Annotated in this window: 22 protein-coding genes; 9 read left to right on the forward strand and 13 right to left on the reverse strand. The window is 32.6% G+C overall.

Annotated features, from left to right (window positions below; translation table 11 throughout):
- A partial coding sequence (locus ACWIUX_RS07125) for a response regulator transcription factor (RefSeq protein WP_448590038.1) occupies positions 1-1,059 on the forward strand: 1,059 nt, incomplete at its 5' end.
- 126 nt (positions 1,060-1,185) lie between these two features.
- Positions 1,186-1,620 carry a hypothetical protein gene (locus tag ACWIUX_RS07130; RefSeq protein ID WP_448590039.1) on the forward strand — a complete coding sequence of 145 codons (435 nt, stop codon included), beginning with the start codon at positions 1,186-1,188 and terminating at the stop codon, positions 1,618-1,620.
- 2 nt (positions 1,621-1,622) lie between these two features.
- Here ACWIUX_RS07130 and ACWIUX_RS07135 read toward each other — a convergent pair whose 3' ends face one another.
- The 6 genes from ACWIUX_RS07135 to ACWIUX_RS07160 are packed head-to-tail and all read right to left on the reverse strand — an operon-like array spanning position 1,623 to position 6,808.
- Positions 1,623-2,075 carry a hypothetical protein gene (locus tag ACWIUX_RS07135; protein WP_448590040.1) on the reverse strand — a complete coding sequence of 151 codons (453 nt, stop codon included), beginning with the start codon at positions 2,073-2,075 and terminating at the stop codon, positions 1,623-1,625.
- Positions 2,072-2,578 (reverse strand): pantetheine-phosphate adenylyltransferase, encoded by a 507-nt coding sequence (coaD, locus tag ACWIUX_RS07140; protein WP_448590041.1) that lies wholly within the window; start codon positions 2,576-2,578, stop codon positions 2,072-2,074. Before coaD ends, ACWIUX_RS07135 begins: the two co-directional genes overlap by 4 nt.
- Positions 2,571-3,134 (reverse strand): 16S rRNA (guanine(966)-N(2))-methyltransferase RsmD, encoded by a 564-nt coding sequence (gene rsmD, locus ACWIUX_RS07145; RefSeq protein ID WP_448590042.1) that lies wholly within the window; start codon positions 3,132-3,134, stop codon positions 2,571-2,573. The genes coaD and rsmD overlap by 8 nt, the downstream gene beginning before the upstream one ends.
- Entirely contained in the window at positions 3,131-5,134 is a 2,004-nt protein-coding gene (gene recG, locus ACWIUX_RS07150) for an ATP-dependent DNA helicase RecG (protein ID WP_448590043.1), read from the reverse strand. The genes rsmD and recG overlap by 4 nt, the downstream gene beginning before the upstream one ends.
- Positions 5,135-5,150: 16 nt before the next feature.
- The gene (ribH, locus tag ACWIUX_RS07155; protein ID WP_448590044.1) at positions 5,151-5,624 is read right to left on the reverse strand and encodes a 6,7-dimethyl-8-ribityllumazine synthase; all 474 of its coding nucleotides are present in this window, start codon (positions 5,622-5,624) and stop codon (positions 5,151-5,153) included.
- Positions 5,625-5,662: 38 nt separating this feature from the next.
- The gene (locus ACWIUX_RS07160; RefSeq protein ID WP_448590112.1) at positions 5,663-6,808 is read right to left on the reverse strand and encodes a bifunctional 3,4-dihydroxy-2-butanone-4-phosphate synthase/GTP cyclohydrolase II; all 1,146 of its coding nucleotides are present in this window, start codon (positions 6,806-6,808) and stop codon (positions 5,663-5,665) included.
- Positions 6,809-6,980: 172 nt separating this feature from the next.
- Between ACWIUX_RS07160 and ACWIUX_RS07165 the strand changes: the two genes are divergently transcribed.
- The gene (locus ACWIUX_RS07165) at positions 6,981-8,570 is read left to right on the forward strand and encodes a serine hydrolase domain-containing protein (RefSeq protein WP_448590045.1); all 1,590 of its coding nucleotides are present in this window, start codon (positions 6,981-6,983) and stop codon (positions 8,568-8,570) included.
- Here ACWIUX_RS07165 and ACWIUX_RS07170 read toward each other — a convergent pair.
- Complete coding sequence (locus ACWIUX_RS07170; RefSeq protein ID WP_448590046.1) at positions 8,567-9,808, reverse strand: threonine/serine ThrE exporter family protein; 1,242 nt, start codon at positions 9,806-9,808, stop codon at positions 8,567-8,569. The genes ACWIUX_RS07165 and ACWIUX_RS07170 overlap by 4 nt on opposite strands.
- A gap of 64 nt (positions 9,809-9,872) precedes the next feature.
- On the opposite strand from ACWIUX_RS07170, the gene ACWIUX_RS07175 reads away from it, so the two are divergent.
- A complete protein-coding gene (locus ACWIUX_RS07175) occupies positions 9,873-10,352 on the forward strand; it encodes a hypothetical protein (protein ID WP_448590047.1) in 480 nt (159 codons plus the stop codon).
- 18 nt (positions 10,353-10,370) lie between these two features.
- On the opposite strand, the gene ACWIUX_RS07180 is transcribed toward ACWIUX_RS07175, so the two are convergent.
- Positions 10,371-11,948, reverse strand: a complete 1,578-nt coding sequence (locus tag ACWIUX_RS07180) for a DEAD/DEAH box helicase (RefSeq protein ID WP_448590048.1) — start codon at positions 11,946-11,948, stop codon at positions 10,371-10,373.
- An 80-nt stretch (positions 11,949-12,028) separates the two neighbouring features.
- Between ACWIUX_RS07180 and ACWIUX_RS07185 the strand changes: the two genes are divergently transcribed.
- On the forward strand, positions 12,029-12,517 hold the full coding sequence (locus ACWIUX_RS07185; RefSeq protein ID WP_448590049.1) for an adenosine-specific kinase: 489 nt from the start codon (positions 12,029-12,031) through the stop codon (positions 12,515-12,517).
- Here ACWIUX_RS07185 and ACWIUX_RS07190 read toward each other — a convergent pair.
- The 3 genes from ACWIUX_RS07190 to ACWIUX_RS07200 form a co-directional block, all read right to left on the reverse strand.
- Positions 12,514-13,728, reverse strand: coding sequence for an EAL and HDOD domain-containing protein (locus tag ACWIUX_RS07190; protein WP_448590050.1), 1,215 nt, complete (start codon positions 13,726-13,728; stop codon positions 12,514-12,516). The genes ACWIUX_RS07185 and ACWIUX_RS07190 overlap by 4 nt on opposite strands.
- Positions 13,729-13,803: 75 nt before the next feature.
- Complete coding sequence (locus tag ACWIUX_RS07195) at positions 13,804-14,463, reverse strand: NAD(P)/FAD-dependent oxidoreductase (protein ID WP_448590051.1); 660 nt, start codon at positions 14,461-14,463, stop codon at positions 13,804-13,806.
- Positions 14,464-14,672: 209 nt separating this feature from the next.
- Positions 14,673-15,140 (reverse strand): Spy/CpxP family protein refolding chaperone, encoded by a 468-nt coding sequence (locus ACWIUX_RS07200; RefSeq protein WP_448590052.1) that lies wholly within the window; start codon positions 15,138-15,140, stop codon positions 14,673-14,675.
- Between the two features lie 154 nt (positions 15,141-15,294).
- Between ACWIUX_RS07200 and ACWIUX_RS07205 the strand changes: the two genes are divergently transcribed.
- Positions 15,295-15,618, forward strand: a complete 324-nt coding sequence (locus tag ACWIUX_RS07205; protein ID WP_448590053.1) for a DUF134 domain-containing protein — start codon at positions 15,295-15,297, stop codon at positions 15,616-15,618.
- A gap of 1 nt (position 15,619) precedes the next feature.
- On the opposite strand, the gene ACWIUX_RS07210 is transcribed toward ACWIUX_RS07205, so the two are convergent.
- A complete protein-coding gene (locus ACWIUX_RS07210; protein ID WP_448590054.1) occupies positions 15,620-16,804 on the reverse strand; it encodes a methyltransferase domain-containing protein in 1,185 nt (394 codons plus the stop codon).
- Positions 16,805-16,895: 91 nt separating this feature from the next.
- Here ACWIUX_RS07210 and ACWIUX_RS07215 point away from each other — a divergent pair, with 91 nt between their 5' ends.
- Both ACWIUX_RS07215 and cydB read left to right on the forward strand, forming a co-directional pair.
- The gene (locus ACWIUX_RS07215) at positions 16,896-18,212 is read left to right on the forward strand and encodes a cytochrome ubiquinol oxidase subunit I (protein WP_448590055.1); all 1,317 of its coding nucleotides are present in this window, start codon (positions 16,896-16,898) and stop codon (positions 18,210-18,212) included.
- 11 nt (positions 18,213-18,223) lie between these two features.
- Positions 18,224-19,234: a cytochrome d ubiquinol oxidase subunit II gene (gene cydB / locus ACWIUX_RS07220; RefSeq protein ID WP_448590056.1), complete on the forward strand. Its 1,011-nt coding sequence runs from the start codon at positions 18,224-18,226 to the stop codon at positions 19,232-19,234.
- 109 nt (positions 19,235-19,343) lie between these two features.
- Here cydB and ACWIUX_RS07225 read toward each other — a convergent pair whose 3' ends face one another.
- Positions 19,344-19,706: a DsrE family protein gene (locus ACWIUX_RS07225; RefSeq protein WP_448590057.1), complete on the reverse strand. Its 363-nt coding sequence runs from the start codon at positions 19,704-19,706 to the stop codon at positions 19,344-19,346.
- A gap of 92 nt (positions 19,707-19,798) precedes the next feature.
- On the opposite strand from ACWIUX_RS07225, the gene rpmE reads away from it, so the two are divergent.
- Positions 19,799-20,011: a 50S ribosomal protein L31 gene (rpmE, locus tag ACWIUX_RS07230; protein WP_448590058.1), complete on the forward strand. Its 213-nt coding sequence runs from the start codon at positions 19,799-19,801 to the stop codon at positions 20,009-20,011.
- The last annotated feature ends 1 nt before the right edge of the window (position 20,012 follow it).

Below are 20,012 nucleotides of genomic sequence, written 5' to 3' on the forward strand. Positions count from 1 at the left end.
ATCTTAATAATTTTTAACTCCATCTTTTTTGCGTATTTTTTAGTATTAACTTTTTCTATCTTCTTTAAAGAAAGATTTATTTCGTGGTCAGTAATATTTGCTATATCAACTCTTTTTGCTACGATTATTATGTTTTTATTAAATTTTTTAAACAACATTGCGGCATATTTTATCTTTTCATTATTACCACTTGTGTTTATTTTCCCAAAATTTGATCTTAGTTTTTTGTTTTTAAGAAGTTTAGATAAGTTTAGGTTTGGCATTTTTCCAAGGAAGGTTATCTTTTTATTTTTTGGTTATTATTGTTGTGGCGGAGCAGTATATAATTACCTTTTAAATTCTTCTTCTGGTGAAAACTATTTTCTCACAAATATAGCTTATTGTCTTGCTATTGTGACGTTACCCTTTGTAATTTATTTTAAGAGGTTGGAAATTTCAAGTTTATATAGACCATCTTTGGCCCTTTTAATTGCTGCCCTTTTTTGGTTACCAGTTTATTTTGAACATCCATTTTCTAAGTTAATTTTCGTTATTTTTCAGATTGCTTTTGCAATCTTTGATTTTTATTCTTTGTCATTAATACTTTATTTTGCTATCAAGGAAAAAAATGACATAAGAGTGATATCTTTTGGCTATTTTGTAATTACTACTTCTATATTTTTAGGGGAAATTTTATATTTTTTTATTCATAAAGTTTCTAAAAGTTATGAAATATTCAATTTTATGTCTTATGCAGTAGGTATAATGTTACTTTTGTTTTTTGTATTTGTAAAAGCTGACGATTACAATCCTTTTTTATTTTTTGCTAGAAAAATTCCTCACCTCTTAAATGAAAATAAACACTATAATAAGGAAATCGATATGAGCTTTGATTCTTTTAGGCTAACGCCAAGAGAAAAAGAAATTGTTAGATATATCTTGATGGGTAGAAATGGGAGATATATTGCTGAAAATCTGCACATTTCAGAAAATACCTTTAAGACTCATATGAAAAATATTTTTAGGAAATTTAACGTTTCAAATAGACAGGAATTAATTGACATATTTAGAAAAAATTAGTAAAAGCCTTTTATGTTTTTTGCTAAATGCAATTTTTTACAGTAAAAAAAGTAAATATTAGAAGACAATGGTAAGAATTTTTTACAGCTGTTATAATTATATTACAGAGTTAGCTAGGAGGAAATTATGAAAAAGAGAAATAGTAAGATATTAGACAATGATTTTAAGCTGGAAGCGTTGTCACTTATAAATTGTACCTTTAAGATGAAACCGCTTCATTCTCCTGAGAGTTCGATATTTGTGGATATCAAACCTTCAATAAAGAATACTGTAGACAGGACTCATGAGGTAGAGATTGTAACGAACATTAGGGGTACAGAATTGGATGATAGTGTGGAAGAAGGATCTGGGAGAAGAAAAAAGCCCTGGCTTGAGTTTTCGGCTACTTATTTTTTGGTTATAACTGAAAACAAAAAGGTAAAAGAAAAAGATAATTTGGTTATTGAAGCGTCTATAAAAGCTGTCTGGCCTTTTATAAGGGAATTTTCTCAAAATATGTTTTTCAGGGCAGGAATTCCTGCAATAATCGTTCCCATGAACCTTTTGGAGATTGAAAAATAAAACTAATCTTTTGACCTTAGTATTTCTTTACCTTTTCTAATATTGGCTAAAAGTTTGTCTATCTCGTACTCTAGTTTCTGCAAAACGTTTTCGGAATATTCTCTCGCCTCTTTCATAAGTTTGTTTGCTTCAATTCTCGCCTCGTTTTTTATTCTCTCAGATTCTTCTTTTGCTTTAATAATTAGGTCATTTTCATCTAACTTTTGTCTAGCTTTTAGATCTGCGTTGAGAATTATTTCGTCGGCTTTTTTCTGAGCATCGCTTAATATGCTTTCCTTTTCTTGGAGAAACTTTTGGGCTTCAACGATTTCTTGAGGCATGTTTATCCTAATTGAATCTATAATTCTAAATATTTCTTGCTCGTTTACCAAAACCATATTTGTAAGTGGTATTTTTGGAGAACTCATTACAAGAAGCTCAAGATCTTCTATGAATTTTAGAAAAGTTTGACTCATTTTTTCCCCTCTCTTCCTAATAGTTTTTCGTTTAGCGCGTTCTTTACAACGTCTGTTACCCAAGGAGTTACGTTTCCATTTAAAGAGGCAATTTCCTTTATTATTGAAGAGCTAATATATGAGTAGTCTTCGTGGGTCATCAAGAAAACAGTTTCAATTCTTGGATCCATTCTCCTATTTGTAAGAGCCATTTGAAACTCAAACTCAAAATCAGAAATTACTCTTAAGCCTCTTACTATAGAGCTTACATTAAGAGATTTTGCAAATTCAATTGTTAAGCAGGTGTAGCTTGTTACAGAGACATTGTCTGGCATATTTCTCTCCTTGAGCGACTCTTTTATAAGATTTACTCTTTCTTCTATATTAAAGAGTGCTTTCTTTTTTTCATTATACGCAACAGCAATAATTACTTCGTCAAAAAGGTGAGAAGCCCTTCTCACAATGTCTAAATGACCTAGCGTTATAGGATCAAAACTGCCTGGATATAAAGCCCTTTTAATCATCTAAAGGATCTTTGGGTACGTAAAAAGTAATCGTGTTGCTTGAATAGGTCCTTGAATCTAATATTTTCCAATGACATAAATTCTCCTTTGGCTTATTTTTAAAAAAATGATGCAAAATAAATATTGATTTTTTATGATAACATCTAAAATTAGAAAAGATTTGTAAAAGTTCTTCTAGATTATAAGAAAAAGGTGGATCCATATAGATTATATCAAATTTTATATCCTGACAATTAAGTAAAAATTTCTCAACAGAATAATTTACTATAGTACATCTATCTAGCAAATTAAAATTTTCTAAATTTCTTCTGAGGAAATCTGCTATTTTTGGATTTTTTTCAACGCTTATAACCTTTTTGGCACCTCGAGATAAGAATTCTATGGATACAGAGCCTATACCAGCAAATAAATCTAAAAGCGTGCAATCGATGACACTTCTACCAAGAATATCCATTAAAGACTTTCTAACCCGTGAGCTAAGAGGTCTAACCTCTTTTGTTTTTGGACTTAGTAAAAATCTATTTTTAAATTCTCCTCCAACAATTGAAGTTTTCAAATTGCCTTTATTACCTCTCTATCTCTGAAGGTTTTTTCCATCTTTAATTTTAATTCTTTGAAGTGTTTGAGATCTGGATCCTTTAATAAAATCAACTCTGCTACCTTTTGCGCCACTTTCATTATATCCTTATCTTTTAATGGATTTGCTACTTTTAACGTTTCATCTAAACCGCTTTGCTTAGAACCGATTATTTCTCCCTGACCTCTTAGCTCTAAATCTTTTTCAGCAAGCTCAAACCCATTGCTTACCTTTTCAAAAATTTGCACTCTTTTGCAAAAACATGATTCATCATCTACTAACAAATAACAAGTTGAATCAAGATTTCCCCTTCCAATTCTTCCGCGAAGCTGATGTAGTTGAGCTAGACCAAATCTTTCCGGGTTTTCTATTACCATAATATTTGCTTGGGGTATGTCAATTCCAACTTCAATAACTGTTGTAGAGACTAGTATTTTGATCTTTCCTGATTTAAAATCTTGCATAATTTTATTTTGTTCATTTTGGCTGAGTTTCCCGTGTATTAGACCTACCTCAAATTCTGGAAATATATTTATTAGTTCTTCGTGTCTCTTTTTTACTGATTCTAATTTTAAGGAATTTGAATCTTCTATTAAAGGACATACATAAAAAACTCTTGAGTCGCACTTTTTTAAGTTGTCCCGTATAATTGAATATAGTCTTTTTATGTCGCTCTTGTTTATTATTTTTGTAACTATTTCTTTTCTTCCCTTAGGCATACTTCTTATCTCAGAATAATCTAAATCTGCATAAAAAATTGATGCTAAAGTTCTTGGTATTGGAGTTGCTGTCATAACAAGCGTGTGCGGACATGTACCCTTTTCTATTAGACTCAATCTTTGTCTTACACCGAATCTGTGTTGTTCATCTATCACAACAAGCCCTAGATTTTTTAATTCAAGATCTTCAGTAATAAGGGCGTGAGTTCCAGTAAGAATTAAGGGTATACCTTTATTTATTTCTTCAATTATGAGTTTCCTTTCTGATTTTTTTGTTGAACCTGTTAGGAGATAAATTTTAACACCAATAGGTGCTAGCCACTCTCGAAGTTTTTCATAGTGTTGCCTTGATAGTATTTCTGAAGGTACCATAAATGCTGCCTGGAAACCAGAAGACACTGAGCACAATAAGGCACTAACCGCGATGACAGTCTTACCCGAGCCTACATCTCCTTGAAGTAACCTTTGCATAGGCTTACTTTTGCTTACATCCGAGAAAATTTCGTCCAGTACTCTTTTTTGGTCTTCTGTTAGTTCGAATGGCAATGAGGATAGAAATTTTTTTACTAATTCTGATTCTGGATTTAGTATTGGGGCCTCTTTTGAAATGTATTTTTGCTTTTCAGTGAGTATTGTTAGTTTCCATTGTAAAAGCTCGTCAAAGGCAATTCTTCTCCTCGCGCTTTCTAAACTTTTAAGGTCTTTTGGAAAATGCATAGTGTATAGGGCATCTTTAAGCTTCATCAATCTTAATTTATTTATTATTGATTCTGGCAATGTTTCGTTTATGTCCTTTTTTTCGGTAAAAATGTCATTTACGATTTGTCTTATTTCACTGTCGTTATATTCCAGACAATATTCGGGGTATATTCCAGAATTCTGATAAATGGGTTCTTTGCTTATAACAGGATGATAGAATACAATTTCTTTGTTGTTCAAAACTGCTTCACCTGCAAAATATGCGCTTGGTCTAAATTTTAAAATTTGCTTCTTTTTATATGGTTGATTAAACCAGCAAGCGCTAGCCTTTCTTCCTTCTATGTTTAATTCAACTTTTACCAATCTTTTTCTGTCTGGATAATATACAGGTATGCCTATTTGCGCCTTAAATGCAAGATGTTTTCCAGGTACTAAATCTTTAGAAGAGTTAACAACTTTAACTTCTTTATATCTTTTTGGAAAAAGATAAACTATATCTTCTTCCGATTCCAGAGAAAGCTCCTTTAAGAGTTGAGAAAACTTAATAGACTTTAAGGTCATAAAATGTTGGGTTCACTTACTCACTAACAGTTACAGTTTTTAATAATTGAATTGTTTCAATCAGTGATAATGCAGAATCAAACCCCTTATTTCCCGCTTTTCCTCCAGATCTATCAATGGCCTGTTCCATTGTATCGGTAGTTAAAACGCCAAATGATATAGGTAGTTCTTGTTCTAGTGAAACTAAAGCAATTCCCTTTGATGTTTCTGCAGCTACATAATCAAAATGAGGAGTTTCTCCTCTTATTACTGCGCCAAGTGCGATAATCCCATCAAATCTTTTTAGCTTGGATAACTTTTTTAAAGTAAGCGGAATTTCCCATGCTCCAGGTACGTAATAAATGCTTATATTTTTATCTTGGCACTCATGTCTTTTTAGGCAGTCCAAAGCACCATCTAGTAACCTTGAAGTTATTATGCTGTTAAATCTACTTACTACGATACCTATTCTAAGATCTTTGGCGTTAAGCTTTCCCTCGAATATTTGCATTGAGAATCCTCCTAAAATAAGTTTTTATAGTCATAAATCTAGAATATATGTCCCATTTTTTCAGCCTTACATCTTAGATAATCCTTGTTATAAGGATTGGGATCAATTTTAATTGGAACTCTTTCAGTTATTTCAAGTCCAAAACCTTTAATTCCAAGTAATTTTTTAGGGTTATTGGTGAGAATTCTTATTTTGGATAAGCCCAAATCCTTTAATATCATTGCTCCCATTCCATACTCTCTTAAATCTGGTGGAAAACCAAGCTTTATATTTGCTTCAACTGTATCTAGGTGGCATGCATCTTGTAGGTGATATGCTTTAATTTTGTTTCCAAGACCTATACCTCTTCCTTCTTGCCTTAGATATAGTATCACGCCTAGGCCTTCTTCGTTTATCATTTTCATAGCGGTATGAAGTTGGTCTCCACAATCACATCTAAGAGATCCAAAAACATCTCCTGTAAGACACTCTGAATGAACCCTTACAAGTACATTTTGTTTATTTCTAACATCTCCCTTTACAAGGGCAACGTGTTCGCTTTTATCCATTAAATATTTGTAAGCGTAAATTTTGAAATCGCCATATTTAGTTGGAAGATAAGCTTCAGCTACTCTTTGTACCCATATTTCGCTTTGTAATCTATATTTTATAAGATCTGCGATGGTTAAAATTTTCAACCCATGTTTTTTTGAAAACTCAATAAGATCAGGTAATCTAGCCATAGTTCCGTCTTCTTTCATAATTTCACATATCACTCCAGCTGGAAATAGCCCTGCCATGCTTGCAAGGTCAACTGCTGCTTCTGTATGGCCTGCTCTAACTACTACTCCTCCTTTTCGCGCTTTGAGTGGGAAAACGTGACCAGGTTTAACAAAGTCATCAGGTTTTGCGTTTGGATCTATTGCCGTTTTGATAGTTTGAGCCCTGTCAAAGGCGCTTATTCCGGTGGTTGTTTTGTTTTTCGCATCTATTGGCATTGTAAAAGCAGTATAGAAAGGATCTGGACTATTGCTTTCAAGAGTTTCTATATTAAGTTGTTTCAATCTCTCCTCAGTAAGCGGAAGGCATATCAAGCCTCTACCATAAGTTGCCATAAAATTAATATGTTCTGGTGTCACCTTTTCTGCCGGTATAAATAAGTCTCCTTCATTTTCTCTATCTTCATCATCTGTAATGATAATCATCTTAGAATTTTTAATGTCTTCTAGTGCTTCTTCAACGCTTGCGAATTTGAAATTTTCCAAGATTTAATCCTCCTTAAATTTACATAAATTTAAAATACCATATGCCTATTATGATAAAATAACTTCTGATTAATAATTATATATTATTTTTCTACTTTAAGAGGTAGAAGGCATGAAAAAAATAATTTTGGCTATTTTGTTCTTAATGGTTTTCCAAGATGTAGCTTTATCAAAAGATTTTAACGATGTTAGCAAGGAACTAAGTAATGCGGTAGAGAATATTGTGCGCTTTGATAATTACAAGAGAGCTTCACTGTATGTAATTTTTGGCGATAAGCATCTTTCAATAAATTTTGGCAAATTATCTAACGATGATGTTGAAAAATACGATATAGGAGGACTTTCAAGGTTATTTATCGGTGTCCAAGCGGCAAGACTAAGCGAGCTTGGAATGTTGAATCTTAATAATCCCATTTCAAAATATTTACCAGAGATAAAGAATAAATATACAGACAATATTAAGGTATCTGATTTATTAGAAGATCATACATATCTTCCTTTTAGTTATCCATATAAAATAAAATCTGTAAATGGCTTATTGGATTTTTTGATAAACAATGAAGGTCTTTTGAAGTATAATCAGTCGTATAATAGATCCCAAATTGCTAAAGATTTGTCGCTCTTAATTTTGGAAAGATGTGAAGGTAATAGCTCTAAAAATCCTTTCTATGATTTGTTTAAAGATTTCAATCTAAATAATACTAGTTTTGTTGATAATCAAGAAGATAATAATCTTGCTCTTTCAAATAAAATTTATAGTTCTTCTGAAAATATAGGTAGATTTTTATCTAAAATATTTTCAAATAAAAAGGTGTCAGAAGAAATTTTTAAAAGATTTGAGAAAACACCCTACGATCAGGACTTATACTTTTCTCCTCCTTTTATTTCCCAAAATATTACTTTAATAAATGAAGATAATGTATATGAAAAATACGGTTTGTTTTATCAATATGACGATTCGTCTGATTCTTTTCTCTACGTAATTCCACAGAAAAGATTTGCCATTGTTTTTCTTTCTAATTTTCAACTTAATTTTGATAAAAGGGAATATCTGTCGAGAGAATTACTAAGATTATCATTAAAGAAACTTCTTAATATGGATATCTTTGACTATAGCTCTAACAAGCCTCTAATGGGAATAGAAGACAAGGATAATTTTTTGGATTCATATGAAGGCTTTTTTGAAAATAGGAATGATATTATTGAATTCCATGTTGTTGATAAAAGTTTGATGTGCGACATGAACAAGAAGTTTTATTTTGTAAAATTTTTTGATGATTTGAGTTTTAGTCTTGTTCCTGTAAACAACCAAGAAGAGGATTACGTTAGAAAATTAAGGTTTAGATTTACTTCTATTAATGGCGTTAGGTATCTCGATTTATTAAATTTTGGTCAAAATATACCTTTTGCAATGGGAATTGAAGAGACAAGATATTCGGACGTATGGAAGGAAAGGTTAGGAAAATGGTTTAGCGTTAATGAAAATAGCTTGATTAAAGAGATTGAAATTGAAAAATTTAGAGGTTTTTATTTGTTGCAATATACTGACTTGGGAGGGGAAAGGATAAAGTTGCTATTGGTACCTGTTTCAAATAATAATGCTAGGATATTAAATTATGGAGATTTAGCAATAAGATTTTATTCAAACAATAATATTAGGAAGTTTATTTTTTTAGGAGATGAATTTGTAAAAAAGGATTAATTTTTTCTTTTTGGCTTATATGCTGAAATTATAAAATTTGAGCAGAGTAAGCCTGTAACTAATGCAATTGCTCTAAGACTCATATTAAAGGCTATGATAATGCCTTCGTTAATGTCTTTTGATAAAAACGATGAAAGACTCTGATAACCAACTACTCCAGGTACTAGCAATATTAAACCTGATATTAATGGTATATATTGAGATCCTCTACTAAATCTAGCCCAGAAGTTAGAAAAAAGACCGAGTACCAAAGATGCGAAAAAAATGCCGATTTGATCGCTTACGATTCGATTTCCAAAATAGAGGCCTATTTGTGCAAAGAGGGAAGAAATTAGCATTACTGGTGCATCCTTTATCCTTGCATTTAGTATAGCGATGAAAGCCAATGGCGCTAAAAGAGTCGCAATGTAAAGAAAGGGTGAGGGGATGGGTAAATTTTTTAGATCAAGTATATAAGAATTTTCATGAGGGAAGAAAAAATTTGTTCCAAGGGCTACCCCAAATACTATAAACATAAGAATGAATAAGGCTGAACTAAGTCTTGTTGTGCCAGATACAAGATTTCTGTTTGCAATTTCATCAATTCCAGAGATTAAAGTAAACCCTGGGAAGAGAACTATTAATCCTGATATAATTGATATAGACTGATCGTAGGGGCCAATTAATGTATATAAGATATTTGATAAAACTCCAGCAAATGCAGCACAAATAAATTCAAGCAATCTTGTGAGATTAAGCTTATTGGATATTACAGAAATTATTCCCGTAATACAACCTAAAAAACTTGACACAAAAAGTTCTTTTAAACCTCCCCCCATAATGATTGAAACCATTGCAGAAATAGCAAAATAAGAAAAAATAATAATCCAAAAAGGAAAGCTGTTGCGTTTTGACATTATCCTCTTTAGAAGTTCATGTCCCTCTTTTGCTGTTATTTCTCTTTCTAAAACTCTATTTGATATTTCATTTGTCAAAGCAATTTTTTCTAAATCAAGAATTCCAGGTTCAACTCTTAATATCGTTGTTGTAAAGATATCCTGAGTTTCGAATGATAAGAAAATTCCTGTTGGAGAAGAATAAACCTGTAATGAGATGTCAAAATTTGAAGCAACTTCCATGAGTCTTTCTTCAAGTGCATAAGAAGAGAAGCCACACTTGTGAAATGACCTACCAAGTTCTACTATAAATTTTACTTCTGGGCTGTTTTTTCCTGGAAAAATAGCTTGTTTACTGTTCATTTTAGATATAATTTGATATATTTTATTTTGATGTATTAAACAAACTTATTCATGAGGAGGCAAAATGAAATTTAAAGATGCTTTGATTTTATATCTACCTGCTATCTTATTTTCCTTTGTTGGCATTTTTTTATATTCGCTCCCATTTTGTAATTTTTTAACAAATCAAAATCTTTTAATACAAAACGTTACGTTTAACGACATAATAAACAATCCCACAATACATTTTATATTAAAAATACAAAATACCAATCTAAATCTTATATCAAAGTTTATATATTTTTCTACGGCTTTTGGAACTATTTTTTGGTTGCTTAAGCCTGCAAAGAGGATAACTAAGGTAGTTTGTGGTCTCTTGAGTTTAGTATTGCTTGTATCGTATTTCGTATTTTCTTTCACAATTGGTGTTGTGGTAAAGTATTCTGGGTTTTTTGTCCAATTTCAGTGGGGATTTTTCGTGATACTAGCATTTATTGTGATTGTGAATTCATACTATATGTTTTATTTTTTAAACGCAATTTTACCGGGCAAGCCTAAAAAGTAGAATTCGAATAATGAGACTTTATCTCGGTTTTGCCTGTTCTGCACGTATTTTGTGACCCTTTATAATTGATTTGTGTAATATTGCAATTATTCTTTCTGATACTTCTTCGGGCACTTCAAGGAAGGTAAATTTATCAAGTATTCTTATATTTTTTATATCCTTTTTACTCATATCTCCTTCTTCACAGATATAGTTAAGGATATCATCCTTTGAGATATTCTTTTCTTTACCTATGTTAATAAAAAGTCTTGTAACACCAGATCTTTCTCCTGTTTTTTTAAACCTTTCTTTATCAACTTCTAATTTTTCTTCTGGTTCTCCTTCCTGATATAATCTAATTGCGGCAGCTGCAATCTTTTCTGGTTCAAATTCTTCTGTCATTTCTTCTACTATTGAGATGTAATGTGATATGTTTTCTTGTTTTATTACTTTAGAAATCAGATCTTTGATTTCGTCTTTTTGCTTTTCTAGAAGATCTGACATGCTTGGGACTTCTTTTCTTTTAATTTTTACCTTGATAGCCTTTTCAATCAACCTTAGTTGCTTAAATTCTCTTGGAGTTATAAAGGTTATAGCTATACCAGATTTTCCAGCTCTACCTGTTCTGCCAATCCTGTGAACATATGATTCTGGGTCCTGAGGTATATCAAAATTGATAACGTGACTCACATCAGAAATATCAAGCCCTCTGGCTGCCACATCTGTGGCTACAAGAATTTCTAATTTTCCCTCCCTGAAAGACCTCATCACCTTATCTCGCTGGGCTTGAGTTAGATCTCCGTGTAAGCCTTCTGCACTGTACCCTCTTGTATTTAGCGATGCTACTAATTCGTCAACCCCCTTTTTTGTTCTGCAGAATATAATTGTTTTGTCCATGTCCTCAGTTTCAAGTATTCGGCATAAGGCTTCAAGTTTATCTTTCGACTCACAGTAAAATTGATCTGTTAAAGGCACTGTGAGTTGTTCCTTACTTATAGTTACGAGCTTGGGGTTTTTCATATACTTCTTTGTAAGAGCTATAATTGGGTCAGGCATAGTTGCTGAAAATAGTAAAGTTTGTTTGTTTTCGTTTTTAATTGATTTTAAAATCTTTTCAATATCTTCAATAAAGCCCATATCGAGCATTTCATCAGCTTCGTCTAAAACGAGTATTGAAATCTTAGACAAAACTAAAGTTTCTCTCTTTATGTGATCTAATAACCTTCCGGGTGTGCCAATTATTATTTGAGCTCCATTTTTCAATGCTTTTATTTGTCTTTCAATTGATTGTCCTCCATATATTGGCACAACTCTTAAACCTTTGTATTTTGAAATTTTAGATATCTCTTCAGCAACCTGTATTGCAAGTTCTCTTGTTGGAGTAAGTACTAGCGATTGAGGAATTCTATCTTTTGTAGTTTTTTCAGCTATCGGTATTCCAAAGGCCGCTGTTTTTCCTGTTCCAGTTTGAGCTTGGCCGATTACATCAAATCCCTGCATTACAATTGGTATAGTTTGTCTTTGAATTTCAGATGGTTCTTCAAAACCCATCTCTTTTAAAGCTAAAACTGTTTCTTCGCTTAATTCAATTTCCCCAAAATACGAACTTTTTGACAATTTATTTCTCCTTTTTTCTTTTTCTTTTTATTGCTAAAATTGTATCATAAGAATTTATATAGGGAGAGTGAGGTTTAAAAATGAAGCTAGAATTAAAGGGCATAAATATTCCAAAGGATGCTAATGTAATATTAGGTCAAGCTCACTTTATTAAAACAATTGAAGATATTTATGAAATTATTGTTTCTTCTAATCCTAATGCTAAATTTGGTATAGCTTTTTCGGAAGCATCGGGAGATTGTTTGGTCAGGAGTGAGGGGAACAATGAAGAGCTTGTAGATATTGCTGTGAAAAATTTAGTAGATCTTGCTTGTGGGCATAGTTTTATCGTCGTTTTAAAAAATGCATTTCCTATAAACGTGTTAAATGCTATAAAAAATTGCCAGGAAGTTGCTTCGGTTTTTTGTGCTAGCGCCAATGAAATCAAAGTGGTGGTAGCTTACGATGATGATGGAAATGGAGGGATATTAGGCGTTATTGATGGGCTTAAACCAAAAGGCATTGAAAATTTAGAGCATAAAGATAAGCGAAAGTCCTTTTTAAGAAAAATAGGCTACAAGCTTAGTTAGTTTATTGTTTCAAGGGAGCTTTCAGCCCAATTTATTGCTTCCATATATAGATTGCCCATTCTATCGTGCCTTATTCTAAGTTCATAGCACATTGATATTACCTTTTCCCAATCGCCCTTTTCATAGAGTTCTACAAGCTTTAGCGCTTGTAGATAATTTTTTGTTTGTGGGTTTTCAATGCCCCTGATAGCATTTGAGATGGTTTCACTTAATGGTAAATGAATTAAGATGCTCTCCTTTGAAAAGCCTGTTATCACATCAAAAAGTGATAGTAATCCTATTAGATAGTATTCATCTTCTTTGAACTTTTTGGACGTTTCTTGTGCCAAAAGTTGCATAAGCCTTGCTCTTGTAAGGGTGACTTTTAGAAGTTCCAAAGGGGCTTGAGTTTTTTCAGTAATAAGTATCATTAAAAGCCATTTAATCATCTGCTTTCTTCCCAAAAGAACTATTGCTTGCAAAACCGACTTTACTTCGCATCTAAAACCAAAAAACGAAGAGTTAACAAGCTTTAATATTTTGATTGTCAAGTATGCATTTTTTTTTATCTCTTTTTCAATTTTATCCCATTTCAGATCTTCAGATAAAAGCATTCTTAAAATATTTAAAATTTCAATTTGTGATGCTGTAAAATCCTTCTTTGACAAGGTTTCAGGTTTTGAAAAATAAAAGCCTTGAAATAAATTATAACCCTCTTCTAAGGCTTCTTGGTACAAACGGTTGTCTTCTATTTTGTGTGCAATTAATATTTTATTTTTGGGCGTGTATTTGGGTAGAATAGCTCTTTTGTCCTTTGGGGTAAGCGAAAAGTCAATTTTTATGGCCTTGAAAAAGTTTAAAATTGATTGGTCAGGTAAGTCGGATCCTTGATATGATAAGTTAATTCCAGAATAATATAATTTTGCTATAAATTGCAGGTCAGAGTCAACACTAATTTCATCTTGATTAATTTCAAAAAAGGTTGATTCTTGCGGTATAGGTGGCAATGTTTTTTTTAATGTATTGAGAGGAATATTTAAAAAAACAGGTAACCCCTTGCCTATATAAGTTATCCCATAATTAGTAAAGAGATCGACTATAACCTTTAACGATGCCTCTTCTGGATTTTTTCCTGAAAAATTGTTTATATCTGTATCTCTGTATAAAACCTCATATCCATAAGTCTTTTTCTCTGCATTCAATATTGGTTGTCTTGCAACAAAAGAACTCACCCTATACCTCTTTAAGAGTTTTTTAAGCCTAATAAAAAATTAAGTTTTTTAATTATATCACAGAAAAGTAGTGGTTTAGGAGCTTAAAACTTCCTTTTTAAAATTTTCTATACCGAACTTTTCTATAAATCTTGCAGTTCTATCTCTTGGATTTGCTTTATCAGTATAAACTTTTATAGCCTTTTTTACAAAGTCTATAGCTTCTTCGTCAGAGAGTTCTTCGCTTATAACGTCTCCAATTCTGGGAGATCTACCAGAATTGCCTCCGAAAATCAACTTCCAACCTTTAACGGTTCCAATTAAGCCAATATCTCTTGTGAAAGCTTCACCACAGTTAAATGGACATCCTGATACCCCAATTTTCAACTTTGCTGCTGTAGGTAAGCCGTATAAAATATTTTCTAATTTCATCCCCATTTCAAGAGAATTTTTTTGGCCAAACCTGCAAACGCTTGTTCCTGGGCATGCTTGGACGTAGTGCAGGCAAGGCTCAAGAGCCCTACCAATTCCTGTTTTCAGATCCGACCATACAGAGTCGATTTCGTCAGGTTTGATCCCAACTAATACAATCCTTTGCCCTGATGATATTTTGACTATCGGTATAGAATATTTTTTCACTACTGAAGAAATAGTTTCCATAGTTTCAAGAGAGAGAATTCCACATGGAATCCTTGCTACTACGGCGTATGTTTCTTTATCTCTTTGTAAGATTGCACCATTTTTTTCAAACTCCATTTTATCCCCCTTAAAGTTTTATTTGATATTATTTTAGCACCTATCATACAATAATTTTTATCATATATAGGGATTTATGCTTTATATAAAAAGAACTTCATCAATTAAAGCAATAAATTAGAACTTTTAAAGATTAGGTTAACTGTTAATATAAGAAAGTCCCCCTTCTTGAATTGAGGGGGACTTTTATTTTCTTGAAATATCTTAAGTTATCTCATAGACAATAAAATTCTTTGTTCAGGAGTTAATATCTCTAGGATTTTGATTCTATAGTCAGTATTTAGATTCATCATTTCTATTCTTGTACTATTTATTTCTTTAATTTTTGATTCGAGAAGAGATGTGTCAGCTTTGTTGGCAACTAGATTTCTGTAATCATTTCTTAAATTCCAGAGCTTTGTTCTTAGGACTTTAAGCTTTGCATACTTGTCATCCAAAATTGTTTTGATTTGTGCAACCTGGTTGTCTGTAAGATTTAACTTTTCTTTCATCCTTTCCAACTGTAAATTTTCTCTTTGTTCATAATTTAAGCCTAGTCCTTTGTAAGGCTTTCCGACTCCGAAATCGGGATTTGGGCCAGGACCAAAATTTCCAGTGCCAAAGGCAAAAGAATTTCCCATAAACCACACAGAAGCAAGTAGGGCTAAAGCCATAATACCTACAAAAAACTTTTTCATTTTTTACCTCCCATAATATCAGATTTAGAACCTTTTCTTCTTTTGAATACGACATCTTTCATTAAAAAGTAACAGGATTTTTTAATTTTTAATTATTGCAATATGCTACAATATATTTTTGTTATAATTCTTTAGTGTTAAGGAGATGATTGAGGTGCCAAGGCCAAAGTTAAAGAGATTTATTCAAATGGAGCCAAAGTACAGCGTTTATGCTCCAAAGGGTGTAGGCAGGGCTAAAGAAGAGATTTTGATGGATCTAGATGAAGTAGAAACGTTAAGGCTTGTTTTTGGTGAAGGTCTAGATCAGGATGGAGCTGCGAAAAAACTGGGTGTATCTAGACAAACTGTCGGTAGAACCGTAGAAATTGCAGGTAAAAAGTTAGCAGATTTTCTTGTAAATGGAAAGGTTTTGAAAATTAAAACTGATGGTAACTATGAATTTGTCAATAACAATTCTGATAAAAAAACAACTAACTAATTTACTTGTTTCCTTTTATTAGAAAAAGCGGAGCGCTGTGTCTATCGATGATGGCTTCTGGATCGGAAAGTGGTCTGAGGTATCCGCGTGATGTATAAGTACTAATTTCTTTGAAGTTGGTTTTTTTGTAAATATTTTGCAAGTATCCTAGCCTTTCGAAATCGTTAAGTTCCGACCATAGCAGTATTGATTTTGGTTTAAAGTACCTATTTGTAAATATTGTTACAAAAGAACCATCAGGTTTCAAAACCCTCTTTACCTCACTCACCAATTCGTGTGGGTGAGGTATATATTCAAAGCAAAAGCTACATAATACGAAATCAAATTGATTGTCGCTATATGGAAGTCGTGCATCCTTAAAGATATTTTTAGTATTAATGGAGGAAATTTTTTTGTTTATTGAGTACACCTCTTTGTTTAAACCTATGATTGCTATTTCAGGGTTATTCTTTAAATAAGGTGTAGTTCTACCCATGATATCTAGGATTCTTGAATTATCACTAATTATATTTTCTAATACTTCTCCAATTTTATTTTTTAAAACTGCATCAACGTTTATTATCGAAGAATTGCTTTCATAAAATATTCCGCTCTCACTTTGATCTTCGATGTTAAAAGAATCTTTAGAGTAGAAATCTGTTTCAATTTGTTTAAATTTTCCTTGCATTCCTATGCCTTCACCAAATTCAGATACCCAGTCAAAGCAAATTCCACCGGTATCACACTTAACTTCCGGTTGTTCAACAACTTTTATTATTTTGGCCTTAAGGGTACACCTTTTTTCTGATAATGGATGATTGAAGTCAGCAAAGAAAAGATCACTTCTTTTTTCTATACACCTAAAAAAGGGTTTTTCGATTGAATTTTTGCCCTCTCTACCCTTTAATGTTTCAATTTGATAAAACCTCCCAATTTTGAAAAAATTTTTCTCGTCTTCGGATATCCATTTTATTGGCAATATATTTTTGGATGAATATGGTTCAAATAATTCGCCAACATCATAAGTAAATTCAAATACATCGCCTACCTCCTTTCCCTCTAACCATTCGTATAAATTCTTTGGTAAGGTATCAGCGTCTAACCACATGTGTGGTCTAATAAAATAATTTTCGACGTGCTTTATGTTATCCTCATCCCACATTAAATCTAACGATATTGATATCCTTGAATCCTTATTAATTTTCAAATTGATCACCTCTTAAAAATAATTATTATTTCTATTGACGTATCCTGAACATTTAACTATAATCTATTATAATAAAGAAAGGGGGAAGATTATGGATGTTGTAACGTTGTCAAGGCTGCAGTTTGGAGCGGCTGCGATGTATCACTTTATTTTTGTCCCATTAACTTTGGGATTAGGCGTCCTTGTTGCAATAATGGAAACGCTTCACTACAGGACAAAAAATGAGATTTATCTGAAGATGACAAAGTTTTGGGGAAGGCTATTTTTAATTAATTTTATTTTAGGCATTGTTACAGGTATTACGCTTGAATTTCAATTTGGCACTAACTGGGCTCAATATTCTATCTATGTGGGTGATATCTTTGGAGCGCCCCTTGCAATTGAAGCTACTCTAGCCTTCTTTTTAGAATCGACATTTTTGGGAGTTTGGCTTTTTGGGTGGAAAAGAATATCACCAAAGATGCACTTAATTAGTATCTGGCTTGTTGCTTTTTCTTCAAATTTGTCTGCTCTCTGGATACTCATTGCTAATGCGTGGATGCAAGATCCAGTCGGATTTGTTCTCAAGAACAATAGAGCAGAGATGTCAAACTTCTTTGCCGTAGTGTTTAGCCCGTATGCATGGCTTAAATTCACACACACTATTACAGCGGGTTTTGTAGTAGGCGCCTTTTTCGTGATGGGCATTTCTGCTTATCACTTGTTGAGAAAACAAAATGTTGAATTTTTTAAGAAATCTTTTTATGTTGGGGCTACTTTTGGTTTGATTGCAAGCGTATTAGTTTTTTTGATTGGAGATTTTCACGCTGCAGAGGTTGCTCATGTTCAGCCAACAAAATTGGCTGCAATGGAGTCTATTTGGGACACCAGAAAGGCTGCGCCAATATATTTGTTGTTAGTGCCTGATGAATCACAGAAAACCAACTTGATAGAGGCTTTTCCAATACCATCGCTTCTAAGTTTGCTTGCTTATCATGATCCAAATGCAACAGTTAGAGGGTTGAACAGTTTTCCTTCAAATGATATTCCTCCTGTAACTCCAGTTTTCCTGAGTTTCAGGGTAATGGTTGGTTTGGGTACGCTTTTCATAATTTTAACAATCTTGGCGTGGTGGTTTGCCAGGAAAGATAAATTGCTTGATCACAGAAGTTTTTTGAAAATTATGCTTTATTCGCTTCCGCTTCCTTACATTGCTACTCAGGTTGGATGGATTGTTGCTGAGGTAGGTAGACAACCATGGATAGTTTATGGCCTATTAAGAACAAACGATGCTGTTAGTAAAAATTTAACAGTTGGCGATGTGTTGTTTACCCTGGGAGTTTTTATAGTTTTGTATACAGCGCTTGCAGTTCTTGATTTTGCACTTTTAATTTATTATGCCCGTAAGGGCCCATTGGAAACGGATTAGGGGGTGAAAACGTGCTAAATATTTTATGGTTTATTATTTGGGGACTTCTTTGGGCAATGTATTTTGCTCTTGATGGATTTGACCTTGGAATAGGTATGTTATTTCCATTTTTTGCTAAATCAGATCAAGATAAAAGGGCAATGCTTGAGAGCATTGGTCCTGTATGGGATGCTAACGAGGTGTGGCTTATAACTGCTGGAGGTGCTACATTTGCTGCTTTTCCTATTACATACGCCTATATGTTTAGTTTTTTGTATCTTCCACTAATGCTTATTCTTTACGGCTTAATAATTAGGGCAGTTTGCCTTGAATTTAGGTATAAAGTAAATAATCCAACTATAGTTTCTTTGCTGGAGTTTGGTTTTTTCCTTGGAAGTTTATTACCAGCACTTTTACTCGGGGTTGCTTTTGGTAATATTTTTCAAGGGCTTCCAATTGATCAAAATGGATATCACGGCAATCTGATAACACTTCTTAATCCCTTTGGACTAATTACGGGTATTCTATTTGTAGTAGCGTTCTTGCTACACGGTTCTATTTGGCTTTCATTTAGAACTGAAGGAGATATAAATTTAAGAGCTAAGTCTCTTGCCAGAAAGTTATGGTTTATCACATTGTTTTTTGCTGTTTTGTTTCTTGTTAGTGCATATTTCGTTACTAATCTTTATAATAACTATTTTTCTATGCCATATCTTCTTATTGTTCCTGTTCTTTGCGTACTTGGACTCTTGGGAGCTGGATTTTTTATTTATTCATCTGAAATTATGGCATTTTTATCTTCAGCAATATGTATAATATTCTTAACTTTTACAGGAGTTGGAGGATTGTATCCCAATCTAATTCCCTCAAGTATCAACAACGCATTCAGTTTAAGCGCATTTAATTCGTCTTCTAGTCAGTATACCTTAGCGGTTATGACAATTGTTGTAATAATATTTGTCCCTATAGTGCTGTTTTACAAATTTTGGACTTATAAGACGTTTAGTTACAAAATAAAGGAAGGAAAAGAAGAGGGTTATTAATTAAAAAGTATTAAGGTGTATGAACGATAATGTAGTTCATACACCTTATATAAGTTTCGAACAACCTTCAAGAACAAAGGTTTAACAAACCTCTAAAAAATAAAAAAATTTAATAGTTCAAAACGAGATCTGCCTCCATCATCTCTTTAAGTGCTCTTCCCGCTTTTATCATTTGTACACCATCTATTAACTGATCCTTTGGTATTTCCTTTGAAATGCAAGCAGGAATACAGGCAAGAAGTTTTCCGCCATTTGCAATAAAGTTGTCAACGTGTTCTTTAATACTGTCATGTTCCACAGCCCTTATGTGTTCATAGGTGCCTTTTGTAACGTTATAAATGCCGTTTGATTGAAATATCATTGTTACATCCATCTCCATAATTAGAGCAGTATTTGCCATTATAAAGGCAAAGGTGGCTTTTTCTGGATCGTCTGGTCCAGCTGTTACAGTTACAACAAGTTTTTCTGACATAGTTATTTCCCTCCTTTCTTAATAAGTTTATAATTATACATTCTATTTCAATTTGTGTTAAAATATTCTAATTTAAATTGGAGGTGTATCAGTTGAAAGAAGGAATTCATCCTCGATTTTATGAGGAGTGTGTTGTTACATGTGCTTGTGGTAATACCTTTACTACAGGCTCAACTAAGAAATCTATAAAGGTAGAGATTTGCTCAAAATGCCACCCCTTTTTTACTGGAACGCAAAAACTTGTTGATACAGAGGGTAGAATAGAGAAATTCAACAAGAAATACAGTAAAAAGGCAAGGGAGTAAA

The organism is Thermodesulfobium sp. (assembly GCF_053498235.1).